The organism is Anaerosporobacter sp. (assembly GCF_031551385.1).
In the GTDB taxonomy this organism is placed as follows: domain Bacteria; phylum Bacillota; class Clostridia; order Lachnospirales; family Lachnospiraceae; genus Anaerosporobacter.
On record NZ_JAVBNS010000239.1, the window covers coordinates 1 to 17,533 of the forward strand.

At 35.8% G+C, this 17,533-nt stretch carries 16 protein-coding genes; 3 read left to right on the forward strand and 13 right to left on the reverse strand.

The window, feature by feature from the left end; genetic code table 11:
- Nucleotides 1-374: sensor histidine kinase (locus tag RMR19_RS18070; RefSeq protein ID WP_310604903.1), on the forward strand; the 374-nt coding region annotated here is incomplete at its 5' end.
- Nucleotides 375-450: 76 nt separating this feature from the next.
- Here the strand turns inward: RMR19_RS18070 and RMR19_RS18075 are convergent.
- The 6 genes from RMR19_RS18075 to RMR19_RS18100 form a co-directional block, all read right to left on the reverse strand.
- Nucleotides 451-954 carry a tRNA (cytidine(34)-2'-O)-methyltransferase gene (locus RMR19_RS18075; protein ID WP_310604904.1) on the reverse strand — a complete coding sequence of 168 codons (504 nt, stop codon included), beginning with the start codon at nucleotides 952-954 and terminating at the stop codon, nucleotides 451-453.
- Between the two features lie 39 nt (nucleotides 955-993).
- A complete protein-coding gene (locus RMR19_RS18080) occupies nucleotides 994-1,455 on the reverse strand; it encodes a chemotaxis protein CheX (RefSeq protein ID WP_310604905.1) in 462 nt (153 codons plus the stop codon).
- Between the two features lie 139 nt (nucleotides 1,456-1,594).
- A complete protein-coding gene (locus RMR19_RS18085) occupies nucleotides 1,595-2,761 on the reverse strand; it encodes an aminotransferase class I/II-fold pyridoxal phosphate-dependent enzyme (protein WP_310604906.1) in 1,167 nt (388 codons plus the stop codon).
- A complete protein-coding gene (locus tag RMR19_RS18090; RefSeq protein WP_310604907.1) occupies nucleotides 2,758-3,240 on the reverse strand; it encodes an Lrp/AsnC family transcriptional regulator in 483 nt (160 codons plus the stop codon). The genes RMR19_RS18085 and RMR19_RS18090 overlap by 4 nt, the downstream gene beginning before the upstream one ends.
- A gap of 13 nt (nucleotides 3,241-3,253) precedes the next feature.
- Nucleotides 3,254-4,243 (reverse strand): AIR synthase family protein, encoded by a 990-nt coding sequence (locus RMR19_RS18095; RefSeq protein ID WP_310604908.1) that lies wholly within the window; start codon nucleotides 4,241-4,243, stop codon nucleotides 3,254-3,256.
- An 84-nt stretch (nucleotides 4,244-4,327) separates the two neighbouring features.
- Nucleotides 4,328-5,950, reverse strand: coding sequence for a VanW family protein (locus RMR19_RS18100; protein WP_310604909.1), 1,623 nt, complete (start codon nucleotides 5,948-5,950; stop codon nucleotides 4,328-4,330).
- 382 nt (nucleotides 5,951-6,332) lie between these two features.
- Here RMR19_RS18100 and RMR19_RS18105 point away from each other — a divergent pair, with 382 nt between their 5' ends.
- Nucleotides 6,333-6,947, forward strand: coding sequence for a hypothetical protein (locus RMR19_RS18105; protein ID WP_310604910.1), 615 nt, complete (start codon nucleotides 6,333-6,335; stop codon nucleotides 6,945-6,947).
- A gap of 28 nt (nucleotides 6,948-6,975) precedes the next feature.
- Here RMR19_RS18105 and RMR19_RS18110 read toward each other — a convergent pair whose 3' ends face one another.
- The 3 genes from RMR19_RS18110 to RMR19_RS18120 form a co-directional block, all read right to left on the reverse strand.
- Complete coding sequence (locus RMR19_RS18110) at nucleotides 6,976-7,689, reverse strand: 3'-5' exonuclease (protein WP_331654784.1); 714 nt, start codon at nucleotides 7,687-7,689, stop codon at nucleotides 6,976-6,978.
- Nucleotides 7,690-7,800: 111 nt separating this feature from the next.
- Entirely contained in the window at nucleotides 7,801-8,454 is a 654-nt protein-coding gene (nth, locus tag RMR19_RS18115) for an endonuclease III (RefSeq protein ID WP_310604912.1), read from the reverse strand.
- 52 nt (nucleotides 8,455-8,506) lie between these two features.
- Complete coding sequence (locus tag RMR19_RS18120) at nucleotides 8,507-10,336, reverse strand: B12-binding domain-containing radical SAM protein (protein ID WP_310604913.1); 1,830 nt, start codon at nucleotides 10,334-10,336, stop codon at nucleotides 8,507-8,509.
- Nucleotides 10,337-10,961: 625 nt separating this feature from the next.
- Between RMR19_RS18120 and asnS the strand changes: the two genes are divergently transcribed.
- Complete coding sequence (asnS, locus tag RMR19_RS18125) at nucleotides 10,962-12,353, forward strand: asparagine--tRNA ligase (protein ID WP_310604914.1); 1,392 nt, start codon at nucleotides 10,962-10,964, stop codon at nucleotides 12,351-12,353.
- Nucleotides 12,354-12,422: 69 nt separating this feature from the next.
- On the opposite strand, the gene RMR19_RS18130 is transcribed toward asnS, so the two are convergent.
- From RMR19_RS18130 to RMR19_RS18145, 4 genes are all read right to left on the reverse strand, one after another.
- On the reverse strand, nucleotides 12,423-13,595 hold the full coding sequence (locus RMR19_RS18130) for a SpoIIE family protein phosphatase (protein WP_310604915.1): 1,173 nt from the start codon (nucleotides 13,593-13,595) through the stop codon (nucleotides 12,423-12,425).
- Between the two features lie 41 nt (nucleotides 13,596-13,636).
- Entirely contained in the window at nucleotides 13,637-15,364 is a 1,728-nt protein-coding gene (locus RMR19_RS18135; RefSeq protein ID WP_310604916.1) for a [Fe-Fe] hydrogenase large subunit C-terminal domain-containing protein, read from the reverse strand.
- Nucleotides 15,365-15,379: 15 nt separating this feature from the next.
- A complete protein-coding gene (locus RMR19_RS18140; RefSeq protein WP_310604917.1) occupies nucleotides 15,380-15,622 on the reverse strand; it encodes a (2Fe-2S) ferredoxin domain-containing protein in 243 nt (80 codons plus the stop codon).
- A gap of 151 nt (nucleotides 15,623-15,773) precedes the next feature.
- Entirely contained in the window at nucleotides 15,774-17,528 is a 1,755-nt protein-coding gene (locus RMR19_RS18145; protein WP_310604935.1) for an NADH-dependent [FeFe] hydrogenase, group A6, read from the reverse strand.
- Nucleotides 17,529-17,533: the final 5 nt, after the last annotated feature.

Genomic DNA, 17,533 nt, shown 5'->3' on the forward strand with positions numbered 1-17,533 from the left:
TTTTTTCCGATCATGAAACATTCGTAGATGCGGACCTTGGCAAGATTCAACAAGTTCTCTACAATCTAATCGATAATGCGATTAAATTCTCTCACCAAAACTCGATTATTAAAGTTTCCTCCGAGATAAAGGGAGAGAAAGTATTTGTCGCCGTTAAAGATTATGGTGTTGGAATCTCCAAAGACTCAATCAAGAGGATTTGGGAACGATTTTATAAGATAGACGCTTCAAGAGGTAAGGATAAGAAAGGTACTGGACTTGGCTTATCAATCACCAAAGAAATTATCAATGCTCATAACGAGAACATTAACGTTGTTAGTACTGAAAATGTTGGGACAGAGTTTGTCTTCACATTGCCAAAAACAAAGCTATAAATGATTGTAAAAAGGGTAGAGATGAAATCCTAGTATTTCGTCTCTACCCTTCTCTATTATTTAACTTATTAAATTCCTATTTTGCTTCACTCCATGAATGGTTATGAAGATGTCCTTCTAACTGCATATGAACAAATTGATTTTGACGAACCGCCTCATATAATACAATTGCTACTGAATTCGAAAGATTTAAGGAGCGAATATCTCCAATCATCGGAATACGAATGGATGTATCCTTATAGTTCAAAAGAATATCTTCTGGTATTCCCGCACTTTCTTTTCCAAACATAATAAAACAATCTGGCTCATAATTCACTTCACTATATACATGTACCGCTTTCGTTGTTGCCATATAAATCTTAGCATCTGGATTCTTTTTTATAAAGTCATCGAAATCATCATAAACTGTTACATCAAGATCTTTCCAATAATCAAGCCCTGCACGTTTTAACTGCTTCTCATCTAAACTAAATCCAAGTGGCCCTATAAGATGAAGCTTGGTTCCTGTAGCCACACAAGTTCGTCCTATGTTTCCTGTATTTGCAGGTATTTCTGGTTCATGTAACACTATATTAAACATAAAAAACTCCTTCTTGCTATTCTTTCCGTCAATCTCTTTTTATGCGATACCAATATTTAATTCAATAACCTTATTATCATCATAAGTTAATGGTATACAGATAGATTTGCTAGTAGTCATAAATGCCATTTTTCCTATACATAATGATGGTGGAGTAATATCAATCGCTACACCCTTTGTAGAAAATGCAGTTGCTGCATTACCTAAAATCATATTTCCAAGCTCGCAAATTGCACTACCCGAAAGCTCGTCAATTTCTGCAACAGGCATCATAATCATCTTACTTGCTATATCACAAGCAGCTAGCTGATTTAGTATAATCATTACTTGTCCCCTCATCTGTCCTGTAATACCTAACATAATGATTACACTATCGTTATCTATATTATTTCCTCTGATAAAAGGCTTACCGATCTTCGCATCAATAAAGCACATATCTTTTAATATCTTTGTTGCTGATACTAAGAATGGATTGATAAAATCCGCGTTCAAATCACCCATACACATTCCTCCCAAGTTTGTACTTTAATATTATCATATTTAAGTTACATAATTCAAGTCCTATCAACAATATCAAAGAAAGAATTCATAATTTTTTTGCGAATACGAATAATGCACTGCTAATTTCTATCAAATTTCATTATTTTTCTTTATGGGTATTGACAAAATGTTCAATTCTCTCTAATGCAATCTTTAAATTGTCAATAGAATACGCATACGATATACGTAAAAATCCTTCTCCACATTCGCCAAACGCAGTACCTGGAACAACTGCAACTTTTTCTTCTTTTAATAACGTTTCGGCAAACTCATCTGAAGTCATACCAAACTTTTTAATACTTGGAAATACATAGAAAGCCCCATATGGTTCAAAACACTCAAATCCTATTCGTCTTAATTCACTAATCAAAAAGCGTCTTCTGTCATCATATGCTTCTCTCATCATTGTAACATCGTTTTCCCCATTACGCAATGCTTCTACTGCTGCATATTGACTTGTTGTTGGCGCACACATAATTGCAAACTGATGAATCTTTATCATTTGCTCCATAATAATCTCTGGTGCACAAGCATAACCTAATCTCCAACCTGTCATTGCAAATGATTTCGAAAAACCATTAATTAATATTGTTCTCTCTTTCATTCCTGGAAATGATGCTATTGATATATGTCGTTTTCCGTAAGTCAGCTCGGAATAGATTTCGTCTGACATAACATACAAATCATGCTCTTTTACTACTTCTACGATATCAAGCAAATCCTCATATTCCATAATCGCACCTGTTGGATTATTCGGGAATGGCAAAATTAATACTTTCGTTTTCTCTGTTATCGCGTCTAACAATTCCTGTTTTGTTAACTTGAAGTTATTCTCCTCTTTTAGTTCTATAATCACAGGAACACCATCTGCTAGTGTTACACATGGTACATAGGATACATAGCAAGGTTGTGGAATTAATACTTCATCACCGGGATCTAGCATAGCACGAAGTCCAATATCAATCGCCTCACTGCCTCCTACTGTTACCATAACCTCTTTGTTATAATCATATTTCACATGACATTTGCGATTTATGTAATCACAGATTTCTATCTTTAATTCTTTTAATCCGGCATTCGAAGTATAGAATGTTCTACCTTTCTCCAAAGAATAGATTCCTTCCTCACGAATATGCCATGGCGTATCAAAATCTGGCTCACCAACACCTAACGATATTGCATCCTTCATTTCACTTACGATATCGAAGAATTTACGAATGCCTGAAGGTTGAATGTCAACCACTTTGCTTGATAATGGATTTCTCATGGTGTCACCAACATCCTTTCATCCGTTTTTTTATTATCTAATTCTATACCGTGTTCTTTATACTTCTTTAAAACGAAATGTGTTGCTGTACTAAGTACCGAATCCATCGGTGCAAGTTTACTAGAAACAAAGTTAGCAACTTCTCTCATACTTTTACCATCAATTATTACTGTCAAATCAAAGCCGCCAGACATTAGATATACAGACTCAACTTCTTCAAACTTATAGATTCTCTCTGCAATCTTATCAAAGCCTTCGCCTCTTTGTGGTGTTACCTTCACTTCAATTAGAGCCGTTACGCGTTCATTATCTGTCTTATCCCAATTAATTAATGTAGGATATCCACAAATTATAGATTCCCTCTCCATTGCTCGAAGTTCCGTCTCTACAGCTTCCTCTGCCATACCAAGCATACTTGCTAACTCTTTGCTCGTAAGTTTGCTGTTCTTATCAATTGCTCTTAAAATTTGTTGTCTCATACTAATCTCCTTTCTACTTATGGAAAGCCTTATATAATTGATCTGCTCTTGGTGGTTCAAGATAACGTTTCTCATAATCATTCATTACGATTCTTTCATTGTTATCCGTAATTCTACCAATCACTGTTGCTGGAATACCTTCTTTTTCTAACTGCGCAATTAATTCATTCGCACGTTCTGTTACAACCAAGAGACTACCACTTGACATTAATAAATATGGATTAACATCGAAGAATTCACAAATTTCCACTGTCTCCTGCTTCATTGGGATTTTTGTTAAATCCACTTCCATACCTACATTTCCTACAGCACCTATCTCCCATAATGCACCGAATATACCACCTTCCGTAGCATCATGCATCATGATTGCATTATGTTTTGAAGCAATTTTAGCCTCTTTAACAATTGATATATGTTCAATTAATTTACTAGCACCATCGATAAATTCGCTTGTATATCGTGTGCATAATTCCTCTCTCTTTTCACTCGCCATGATTGCTGTACCTTCTAGTCCAGCCCATTTCGTCATAACGATTTCCTGTCCTTCTTTCATCATATGTGGGTTTGCTAACTTGTCCTTTTTAATTTTACCCACACCTGTAACAGTAACAATAATCTGATTTACAGCAGTTGATACTTCTGTATGACCACCCATAACTTCGATATTCATTGAAGCACAACACGCCTCAATCTTTTGCATCATTGCTCGAAGATCTGATTCGCGCCCATTTTCAGGCATAATAATCGACAGCATAACGCCAATCATCTCTGCACCACTTACTGCAATATCATTTGCCGTAATGTGGATTGCTAAATCAGCAATATTATTCGCTGTTCCCGTAATCGGGTCTGTTGAAAGAACAATCGCCTCATCTTCTCCAACCGCTAGAGCAGAGCAATCAACTCCAACACCTGGACGAACTAATACTTCTTGCCTTCTATGTTTAATTTGCTTAAAAACCGACCTTTTTAATACGAGTTCTGGTATCTTTCCTACTTTCATATCGTTAAAATCCTTTCACTCAAAATAATGAGGCTATTACACGTTTGTATAACAGCCTCCCTATCATGACTTAGATTACTCTAGCTACTCTTCTCCATCATCTGATGAACCACTATCTTCAGGTGTTGTATCGTCCTGTTTATCTGTAGTGTTATCTTTCGCTGGTTTATCTGTTTCAGTCTTGCCTTTATCTTTATCTTTATCCTTATTTTTGTCTTTATCTGTATCCTTATCTTTGTCAGTGCTCTTATCAGTATCGGTATTTTTGCCCTTATCAGAATCTATCTTTCCATCTGCATTTGTATCTTCATCTGTGTCGTCATTTGGCACTTCTTCTGGCTCTTTCACTTCTTCCTCTTTACCAACTGTGATGTATCTAGGAGAAGCATTGTAAGAACTAGAGTTAATTTGGATACGTTCTGACTCAACACCATCAATGTAAATTACTTTCCACAATTGTGCTTTATAGCCAGTATGTGATGGCGAAGTAACTTTATAATAAGAGGATGGTTGCGTCTTATCTACTGTTATAACATCTTCTGGTGGTTGTGTTGTTTCTATTACTTGAGACACATATTCAATCGTGCGGTTTGAAGGTCTTGTCTCTTTTCCGTATATCGTAAATGTAACATTTCTACCAACAATATATCCTTCAATATAGATTGGTGAATCTGTATTGTTCTTAAATTTAAGATCCTTGTATGTTCCGGCTATTGCTGCATCTGCAGAAGGTTTTACATAAGATACAACCATAGAGTGAGGTGATCTTTCTACGACTTCTAACTCTGCTTTCAATACACTGTTATATAATGTTGAAGATACTTGGCAAACTCCACCGCCAACACTTTCTATTACAAGACCATTTTCATATGCTCCTGCCTTCATATATCCATTACTAATTTCAATTGGTGAAATAGATTCATATACAGAAAATGTTTCACCTGGATATACAACCGATCCATTAACATGACTTGTTGCCACTGTAACATTGTTTACACGTGCTGCTTTTGAATCTGCAAAATTTGTTGTTGCAGAACCAAGAACATCGGTACATGCTCTTAAATCGTCTGCTGTATATTCTGGTACATCTTCCTCTACAGAAGCTGTAACGATAATGTCCTGACCATCCCAATCATTCATAATTGCATCATTAATTGCCTGCACTGTTGCATTAACATCGATTTTTCGTCCGACTACATGTTCAGAGATAACAAATGCACCATTCTCGCGTTTCATTGTTGCATTCTCAGCTGGAACATCATATTTTGTACATTCTTCTTCAATAAGACTACGGATTGAACTTTGGCTCATCGTAAAATCTAGTTCAAATGTTTTATTTTCTTTTTCTATATCTTTTATCTCTTTGTATCTTTTTATAATGTTTCCTGATTTTCCAATCTGCATCGCCTCTGCTACTACATCACTTTCGTTAACTTGATATCCAAGTTGTTGTAGAGTGCTTGATACTGACTCATTATCTACTTGTATTGTGACTTTCTTACTTGCCCTATCTGCGATATAACTATCTACTGCATCTTGCGCTTCTTCCATTGTCATTCCGCCTACATCTACGGAATTAATAAATATGCCTTTGCAAATAGTATTATTATCAATTGAAGCAGATATTGTTACATATGCTCCCGTTAATACAGCGGCTATAAGTACTAGCACGCTTATCGCTATTAAGGTGATTTTCTTCTTCTTCATCTTTATTATCCCCTTTATATTTACGCTTCTAAAACCTAGGTTACATTTTAACATAATTCATAAATTTATCAAGTAAATATTCATAGTTCAATTTCTCTCTTTCTATGCAATATTACCTATTATGGATCAATTGACAAGTTTACAAATTTTATGTATAGTTAAAATACAACTACTTTTTTGTCTATAATTAGCGTACTATTGCACTAAGTACTGTTGGAATTATCATTGCTAATACTAAAACAATAATAATAACTCTTGAAATTAATTTTTTTGTTTTTTCGTTATTAAAATTCATCAATTTTCACCTCTTTATATATTTTATTTTAACCAGTAACAAACTACCAACTTATACCAACTTATTATCAGAAAGGTGCGTTTTTATATGTCTAGCATTATATTTATGATATCTCTCCTTGGTTTCATCTCTCTTCTCATTCGATTTAAATCTTCACAATCAAACAAACAAAGTGAAGAGAATACGAAAAGTTTTTGGGCGAAAGAGCGCGAAGCAAACTCCATCCGCAAGAAAGATATATCGAATCTTCCTTACATAGTTGTTCCATTGGACTCTCTCCCATTTCACGATACCGATGACATTTCTATTTCTCGATATCAAGATACGATTCGAAAACTTGCTGAAAGAGAATTATTAAATCTTTCTACACAAACAAACACAGATCTCAAATTAAATTATGGTGCTGCAAATCTTCCATTCCTTACGAATTGTGACACAGGATATACCGAATTAATTAAAACTCTTCAGCAATGGGGAAAGGCATTATATGACTCAAACAATATCACAGATGCCAAAACAGTTTTGGAATTTGCGATTGCTTGTAAAACAGACATTGCTGCATCGTACATTTTGCTTGGTAATATTTATTTATCGGCAAATAACACCGAACAGATTAGCCTTTTATTAGAATCTGCAAAAGAAATGAATAGTCCTAACAAAAAAACAGCAATAACCCATCTTCAAAATATTCTTCAACAATAGTATAGACCAAATTTATTTTATTTATTTTTTAAAACATAATTCGTCCATAATTTAATATAATCTTATCAATCAACCTTGAAGCGTCACTTTTTGTTAAACTATCAATTGGCATTTCAAGGTTTATTTTATGATATTTAGTTAAATCATTCAAGTATATTTTTTGCTTACTTGTGATACTTTCTTCCTTCTTTATCTTATATGCAATTGGCTTCGCCAAAAACACCTCTTGCATACTCTCACCAAATTGCTTATACATCATCTCATATAACTCAGCGCATGCTTTTGCATCATCAAAGGCTCTATGTGCATGTTCATTAATAATCCCATACTGTGAGCACATCGCTCCTAACGAACGACTTTCAAACTCTGGGTGTAGTTTCTTCGCTAAATAGAGCGTATCAATTGCCTTATTATCCAGATTCATCTTCTGCCTATACGCATGTACCTTTAGAAAACTGTAATCAAATCGTACATTATGCCCTATCATAATATCCGCTCCAAGAAATGCAAGAAATTCTGGCAGTACTTCCTCGCATGAGCGTTCCTCTTGCACCATTGCATTTGTAATCCCTGTAATCTCCGTAATTCTTGAAGATATCCTTGCATTCGGCTTAATCAAAGAAGAATAAGTCTCTACTGCCATTCCATCTTGATATCTTACAGCTCCAATTTCAATGATTTCATCTTGTTCAGGGCGTAACCCTGTAGTTTCTATATCAAGTGCTACATAATTTCTACTCATGTTTTTCCTCGTTTCTGGGTAACTATTCAGGACTGCGTCCTTCAAGTTACGTTTTCGGCTACCGTTCACTCTGTGACCAGTAAGTATTTCTGTACATTCATTACCTTTTCTCTAATTTTCGGCAGCCTTACATAAATCCTGAAGAAAACATTCACTACACTTCGGACTTCTCGCTGTACAGACACCTCTTCCATGCGTAATAATTTGTATATTATATAAAATCCAATGCTCCTTTGGAAGTACCTCCATAAGATCAAATTCTATTTTTACCGGATCCTCTTCTTTCGTAAATCCTAATTTCTTAGAGATTCGTTTTACATGGGTATCAACAACAATACTTGGCTCATTATATATATTTCCACGTATTACATTCGCCGTCTTTCTTCCAACACCTGCAAGCGATGTAAGTTCTTCTAATGACCTTGGCACTTCACCTCCATATTCTAGAATAATCTTATTCGCACAAGCAATTATGTTCTTTGCTTTGTTATGATAAAATCCTGTGGAATGAATATCATCTTCCAACTCATTTAAATCCGCTTTTGCAAACGCTTCTAATGTTGGATATTTCTTAAATAAATCTTCTGTAACAATATTTACCCGCAGGTCTGTACACTGTGCGCTAAGTATTGTTGCGATTAGCAGTTGCCACGCATTCTCGTGATTTAGATAACATTTGTACTCCGTTGAATATGCCTTATTCAGCCTATCGAGAATCTGCTGTATCCGTTCTCGCTCTGCTGCTGTAATTCTTCTTTTTGCCATAAGCATTCCCTATCTTTCTTAACGATAATTATTAGAACGACATCCTTAATAGTTATTGTTGTTCACACGAATAATCAAAAACGTGTAATTTACCGTCTTCCGTTTTCTCAAAACAACATGTACTTGCCGCGTGGTCAAGTGGATTTCTATTCTTATAATCAAATAGAATATATTCTTCCTTTTTGATTACCTGACCAGTACTTGCTGATTTTAGAATATCATACGTAAATTTCTCCATATGAGTTAATCTGCTTATCTGTTTACCCGTATATTCCTCATAACCTTGAACATGCAATTTCACTGCCTCCTCTTCTACGAAGAACTGATGATAAATCTCACGTTCTACTTCTTGTGATGATAAGAAGTCTGGTTTACTCTTTAGATTTTCTCTCAAGTATAAATCGTATAGAAGAATTGCTTCTAATACTTTACTGTCGAAGATATATTCCGCAGTTTCATTCATTGGCTTCATCTGCGTTAGTTCTTTCATAAATTGAAGCAATATCTCGTATCGGCTCATTCTTGTATGGCTTACACCATTTAGCCCTTTGCCTTCATAATATCTACCTATCCCTTGATAGAAGTCAAATGGAGTCTCAAAGAAATGTTCTAGGTACTGAATACTATACGTAAACTGTCCACTATTATGATACACCTCTACCATATCTTCCACTTGCTTTAATTGTAATACTTCTTCATAGGAAAGCCAATCGGTAAATAAAACCTCATATGGTGCTCGACTCTTATAAGTTATACTTCCCTGCGTACTAAAATCATGCATAGCAGAACCTTTTAACACTTTCAAAAATCCTAACTGCAATTGATTTGGTCGCATAGAATAGACTTCATTAAAGGAATTACGAAACGATTCATAGTTCTCATACGGAAGCCCTGCAATCAAATCAAGATGCTGATGAATATTAAGACCTGCATTAACATGAGCAACCGCAACTCTTAATTTATCTAAGTTCATCTTACGATTAATCGCTTGAATTGTCTCTTCATTTGTCGACTGTACACCAATCTCTAACTGTACTAGCCCCTGTCTCATACTTGCTAAAACTTCTAACTCTTCTTCTGTTAAGATATCCGCCGATATTTCAAAATGAAAATTTGTAATTCCATTATCATTCTCATGGATAAACTTCCATATCGCAAGTGCATGATTTCGGTTACAGTTAAATGTTCTATCAACAAATTTTACTTGTGGTACTTTGTAATCAAGGAACATCTTTAACTCTCGCAATACTAAATCCATATTACGCAGTCTTACTTTCTTATCAATAGAAGATAAGCAATAACTACATGAATACGGGCAACCACGACTAGATTCATAATAGATAATCTTATTCTTAAACTCATCCATATTCTCATAAGGGAATGGAACTTCACTTAAATCCATCTGTTCCCGACATTGTGTTACCACAATTTCATTCCCTTTAGACAAATTCTCTCGATACACAATCCCTTTTATATCTTCTAACGTTCTCTCCCTATCAACATAATGCTCCATCAATTCTAGGAATGTCTCTTCCCCTTCCCCACTCATAATTCCCGTAAGATAAGGAAGTCTCTCCATTCTCTCTTTCGCATCATAAGAAACCTCCGGCCCGCCAAGCCAAATCTTCATATCCGGCAAAAGTTTATGTAACTCCAAAGCCACCTCTTCCACCATCTCTATATTCCATATATAGCACGAAAGAGCTAAAACATCCGGCTTCTTCTTATAAATCTCCTGAATAATAAAATCCGTATAATGATTAATCGTAAACTCCGCCAGTTCAATATGCTTCGCATATTTCTTCGCATATGCTTTCAAACAATAAACTGCTAAATTCGAATGTATATATTTTGCATTGATTGCTGTTAGTAAAACTTTCATCTCAATCTTTTCCTCTTTTCTAAATCTGTCCTTTAAATCCCAGCAAAACTCCCAATAAACACAACTACTTTTCTAACTCTACCTTTTAGATCTCAGCCAAGCTCTCAATAAATTTTACTGTTTTTCTAAATCTGACCTTTAGATCCCAGCGAAACTCTCATTAACCTTGACTGCTTCTTGAGCAACGTATGGTAACAAAGAGTAAAGAACACTCTTAAAAAACGATAGCGAAACATCATAGTACTTCTTGGTGTATACTGTGCAACCTAGGAAGGCTCGGCATGGACGCCGAGCCAGCCCGAACTGAGGCAGGATGCCGAATTGAGGGCGTTTCCGTCCCTTTTCGATATCGTCTCCGTATACACCTAGAAGTCCTTAGATGTGTAGCGTGTTTTGTGTCACCATACGTTGCACAAGAAGCTCTAAGCACCTAAACCGAGTTTCGCGTCCCCTAATATTCAATATTCTAGTAGTATAGCACACTATATTGGCAATTGTATAGACAGCTTTTCCCTTGTAAGACTTGTATTACCGATTAATTATGTTATAATAATAAAAAGATTATGGAGATTAGGGCGATTTAGTCTCATACTTAATATTATTATGTTAAAGGAGTTATTCTAAGATGAATCTAGTAACAATTAGAGAGTTATACAAAGAAAAAGAGAAATTCATCGGCCAAACTATCGAAGTAGGTGGCTGGGTAAGAAGTATTCGTGATTCAAAAACATTCGGGTTTATTGTTCTTAATGACGGATCATTTTTTGAAACATTACAGATCGTATACGGTGACAAATTAAGCAACTTTGCTGAGATTTCTAAATCAAATGTTGGTGCTGCCATTATTGTTAAGGGACAACTTGTTGCAACACCTCAAGCAAAACAACCATTCGAAATCCAAGCAGAGGAAATCACAATCGAAGGTACTTCTGCTCCTGAATATCCACTTCAAAAGAAGAGACATTCTATGGAATACTTGAGAACAATTTCACACTTAAGACCAAGAACAAATACGTTCCAAGCTGTATTCCGTGTGCGTTCTCTTATTGCATATGCAATTCACCAATTCTTCCAAGAAAGAGATTTCGTATATGTTCATACACCATTAATCACTGGTAGTGATTGTGAAGGTGCTGGTGAGATGTTTCGAGTTACTACTCTTGACATGAACGAAATTCCTAAGAACGAAGACGGAAGTATTGATTATTCTGCTGATTTCTTTGGTAAAGAAACAAATCTTACTGTAAGTGGTCAATTAAATGGTGAAACTTATGCTATGGCATTCCGTAACATCTATACATTTGGACCTACTTTCCGTGCTGAGAATTCGAATACGACAAGACATGCTGCTGAGTTTTGGATGATTGAGCCAGAAATCGCATTTGCTGACTTAAAAGATGATATGGTCCTTGCTGAAAGCATGATTAAATATGTTATCAACTATGTTCTTGAACATGCTCCAGAAGAAATGAACTTCTTTAACTCTTTTGTTGATAAAGGACTAATTGAACGTCTACAACTTGTTGCTTCTTCTGATTTTGGACATGTTACTTATACAGAAGCTATCGAAATTCTTGAGAAGAACAACGAAAACTTTGATTACAAAGTATCATGGGGCTGTGATTTACAAACAGAACATGAACGTTTCCTTACAGAGCAAGTATTTAAGAAACCAGTATTCGTAACTGATTATCCAAAAGAAATCAAAGCTTTCTATATGAAACTTAACGAAGATAACAAAACTGTTGCTGCTATGGATTTACTTGTTCCTGGAATTGGTGAAATCATCGGCGGTAGCCAAAGAGAAGACAACTATGAGAAATTAGTTGCACGTATGAACGAATTAGATTTAAAAGAAGAAGATTATGACTTCTACTTAGATCTTAGAAAATACGGTTCAACTAGACATGCTGGATTTGGTCTTGGATTCGAAAGATGTGTTATGTACTTAACAGGTATGACAAACATCCGTGACGTAATCCCATTCCCTAGAACAGTTAATAACTGCGAATTATAAAATTAATTAAACTATAGAATAAGGACAAGTGCAAGCGCTTTTATACAAGCTTTGCACTTGTCCTTCTCTTTAATAGTATTTTACCTCAACATCTTTTCCCATCTTCTTCATATATTCCATTAGCAATTCAATCAAATGCATACGGATACTTAAATCAAATGGTAAATTAGGATTTTGATGTGCAATATTAATTGCTTTTCCTACAAACAATTTCAATGTAGTACATTCTTCAATCAATACCTTTGCCAAACTTGAACCACCATTCTCTTTATCCAGTTCCATAAAGAAATATTCATCAATTTCGTCTTCTACATATTGCTTCATAAGAGTTACTGCACGGTTCAACGTTAATACACCTTCTGTTACTAGACGAAATCCGTCAATATTAGCTGTTGGTGGTATCTCTGGGTCAATATAATTTAGAGACGTCCTTATCTCTCTATTTAAAACACGAGATACAATATTCGCACTTGTTCCACCGCAAACAATTCTCTGCGCATCTCCACTCATGAATTCCTCCATCAAGACCTCATCATCTTCTTTCTTCTGCGGAGGCCCTGTGAAGATATGTACCACTTTCCTATCTATAATTCTTGCAACTGCAATGGTTGTATCATCCCCTGGGGTCTGCATATATAAATCATCACATGCTTTACTAAGAATAGATGCCAAACGGGAAGCAGACAACGTCTTTTTTGTAGACTCTAACGTATATTCCGCCATATGATCCCATGTCCAACCAAAGTTTAATATCTGACCAACACCTGCATGAATTACTCCATCGCTCATAAGCACAAAACAATCATTTAATTTAACATCAAATCTACATTCTCTAATCTTTTTATCTGCAATAATTCGTTCCGTAAATGGAAGCTTAATTATCTTTTCTTCTCTTATAAACACGCAACTTGGATTATCAAATTCCACCAAGTACGCTGTTCCATCATGAAAAATCTGCAAGATGCTAAATGTTGAATACGCTACTTGCCTAACTTGACATACTGGCAATGTATTAACAATCGTCTCTACACATTCATCAATCTTTGCACCATTCAAAAACATTGTGCCGAGTATCTTAGATGTTAATGTAGCAAGTATATTGGCTTTTACACCACTTCCCATACCATCTGCTAAGATAATAATATTCGAGTTTTCTGTCTTTAAAATCTCTACTTTATCTCCACACAACTCTTCATGATGCTTATTCAAACTCTTATATGATACATCTACACTAATACTCATATCGTTTTCCCTCCTGCTGTAAAGCCAATGCTTCCATTGACTTAACTCTCTCCGTCATTCAATATGGTATCTCTTAGTTTTGTCAGTGTTACTTTTGTCTCTGCTGTAGTTTCACCTAATAATCCTGCTATTTGCTGTGCTACCAACATCTGTTTATCAATTACTCTTTGTGCCATCTCAATTGTCTCTACCTTTACTTTATACGCCTGCTGCTTTTTCTCTTCATCCTGCGTAATATCTTGGAAAATCCCTAGGACGTTATTCTGCTCTTTAATATATACAATATTTTGCAATGTAGATAAGTTCCGATCTGGATAATCTACTTTCTTACTATAGATATCTTCATGTGTCAACATTACTTCTTCAAAATCACTATGGTCAATGAATTCATATAGATATCTATTAAGAGCTTCTGCTCTTGTTACATGAAAATATCTCATAGCAGCCCCAGAGAACTCTACTATCTTCATATCCGCATCTACAACAATAATTATATTCGGTGTTGTATCTAATACTATATTAGCCATTGACTGTGCTTTCTCATGCATATATGGTATACACATTGCTAATTCTGCTTTTCCTTGATAAACAGCAATTGCTTTATCCCTGCACGTTGGATAACCGCAAGCACCACAATTCAACTCTTGTTCTTTGCTTACTTTTCCTGTTTTCTTTAATATCTTTCTTAATTCTTCTTCTGTTGGCATCGGCTCTTTTGGTTCTCTGTTTCTAAATGCTTTCGCCAAAGATTCTTCGCTCATTGTATGGAAATCATTTTGATTAGGAGCTTCTTTTTTAATGGATTCCTCCATGTCAAGTTTCACCTTAAATCTTGATATCTCTTCCCTATTTACTGCTGTTCCCTTAACACAGCCTCCATTGCATATATTGGCTTCGATAAAGCAACCTTCAACTTCACCACGTTCCATACTTTTAAACAATTCCATGCAATTTTTAATTCCATGCACATAAAACTTACGGTATTTCTTTGTATCTGCACCTTCTTCTATCGTTATAATAGTACTAATTACTCCACCACTTATCGGATAAAGACGATTCACCGCTGGGTTGCTATTATCAAATTCCGTTGGCTCTAAATCTGTGATACAGATTCCTTCTTGTGCTAACCACTCTTCTATTTCCTCAAAATCAATTACTGCATCAATATATCCTTGTGTTCTTTCGTCGCCCTCTGCCTCTCGTTTTTTCGCCATACATGGGCCAAGAAACACAACTTTAACCTGATCACCTAAGACTTCGCGAATCATCTTACCATGCGCAATCATTGGTGATACAACCGGTGCCATCTCATCTACTAAACTTGGATAATAGATTTCAATTAAATCATTCACACTCGGACAACTTGTTGTTATAATATTACGCATCTTTCCTTCTTGAATTAATCGTTCGTATTCATTTGTAACATAAGCAGCTCCTTCCGCCGTCTCACGTACTTGATAAAAACCTAATTTCTTTAATGCTGTTACAATCTGCTCTGGACTGCGATATTTCATAATACCTGCATAGGAAGGTGCTATGGATATAACCGTTTGATAACCGTTTGAAATGTAATCCTTCACCTTTTCTAAATCACTAATAAATGTCTTTGCATTTTGCGGACAGGCCTCTAAGCAATGCCCACATAATATACATTTATCATTCATGATTTGTGCTTGCTCATTCTTAACTTGTATCGCTTTCACTTCACAAGTTCTTACGCATTTATAGCAGTTCTTACACTTTGCCTCTTTAAAACCAATTACATTCATAGCTCCACCCTTTCCTTATGTCAGTCTATTAAGAATTTGTTCAACAAAGAATTGCTCCACCGTTGATGGACTAAGCGAAAACAGTTCTTCATCAATTTTTACACATACTCCTTTTACACATTCACCCATACAGAACGAACCACGAAGCTCAACTTCTTTTTCCAATCCCTTTTCGCGTAACAATTCTTGTAACCCTTCTATAATTTCCCGCGAACCTTTCAGATGACAGGAACTTCCTATGCATATTGTTACAATCATACCCCTACCTCCTAAGTTAGGACGACTACGCCAATTCAAACACAATCTGGCGCTGTCGTCCTATGCTTTTTTGCACTCAACTGATACACGGATTGCTACGCATTTCATGCAAGCATGAAACGTATTACCTTTTGACCCTTATATCATGCAATTAATATTTTTCGCGATATGTGTAATGTGTATGCAATTGATGATGTGCAATCTCACTGCCTGGTTCTTTGTAGTACTCTTCATAAAGAGCCTTAACTGCAGGATTTTCATGGGATTTTCTTATTGTTTTTTCTTCATCAATTTGATACGTTGCATTCGTTCTTGCTTTTAGGATTTCTCCATCACCGTGATGATATGGTTGACCACCACCACCAATACAGCCTCCTGGACAAGCCATTACTTCAACTGCATGTAAGTTTCTTGGATTACCATTCTTAATCTCATCCATAACTTTACTTGCATTTGCAAGACCGTGTGCCACTGCAACATTAATATCTTGCCCTGCAATTGTAACTGTAGCAACTTTCAGACCTTCGAATCCTCTTACTGCTTCGAATTCAACTCTTGGTAACGTCTTCTTCTCTAATACTTCATATACAGTACGTAACGCAGCTTCTAATACACCACCTGTTACACCAAAGATTACTGCTGCACCAGTAGATTCTCCTAAAGGATTATCGTATTCACTATCAGTAAGATTAACAAAATCTATATTTGCCATCTTAATAAGACGAGCAATCTCTCTTGTTGTAAGAACTACATCTACATCTGGGATTCCGTCTTCTTTTAATTCAGCCCTGTCCGCCTCGATTTTTTTGGCAGTACATGGCATTACAGATACCACAAACATCTTCTTACGATCAATATCCAATTTCTCTGCAAAATAATTCTTAGCTACCGCACCAAACATACCTTGAGGTGATTTTGCTGTAGATGGTAACTCTAACATATCTGGGTATCTCGATTCATAGAAATTCACCCAGCCTGGACAACATGAAGTCAATAATGGAAGTGCTGCTTTCTCTCCATTAAGGAATTTTGTTAATCTACCGATTAGCTCTGTTCCTTCTTCCATAATTGTCAAATCTGCTGTGAAATCTGTATCAAATACATAATCTGCTCCAAGATTTTTAAGTGCTGTAACCATCTTTCCTGTTGCATTTGTTCCTGCTTTCATTCCAAACTCTTCTCCAATTGCTACTCTTGTAGCTGGTGCTGTTTGGAATACTACAGTAACATCTGGATTAGCAAGTGCTTTTATTACTTTGTCTGTGTCGTCTTTTTCCATAAGTGCTCCAACTGGACAGACTGCCACACATTGACCACAGCCAACACACATTGTATTATCTAACGATTCATCAAATGCTGTACCTACAACTGCTTCAAATCCTCTACTTACTCCAGATAACGCATGAACAGATTGAATGTTAGAACACATCTCTTCACATCTACGGCACATGATACATTTGGACATATCACGTACAATTGCCTTATTCTCCATCACTGGATATTCAGATTGTTCCTTACCTGACAACGGAATATCTACAACACCTGTTTTTCTTGCTAAATCTTGAAGTTCACACTTACCAGACTTTGTACAAGTTAAACAATCATTCGGATGATCCGATATCATTAATTCTACAATCATCTTACGTGATTGTAACACACGCATACTATTTGTTTTAATAACCATACCTTCCATAACTGGTGTTGCACATGCAGGGCATAGGTTTCTTCTTCCCTCTACTTCTACCACACACACACGGCAGGAAGCTGGTTGACATTTATATTCTGTATTGTGTAGCCTCATATAACAAAGTGTTGGTACATCAATACCGATACTTCTCGCTGCGTCTAATATCATACTGCCAGCATTAACGCTTACTGGCTTACCATCTATAACTACATTTATCATTTCTG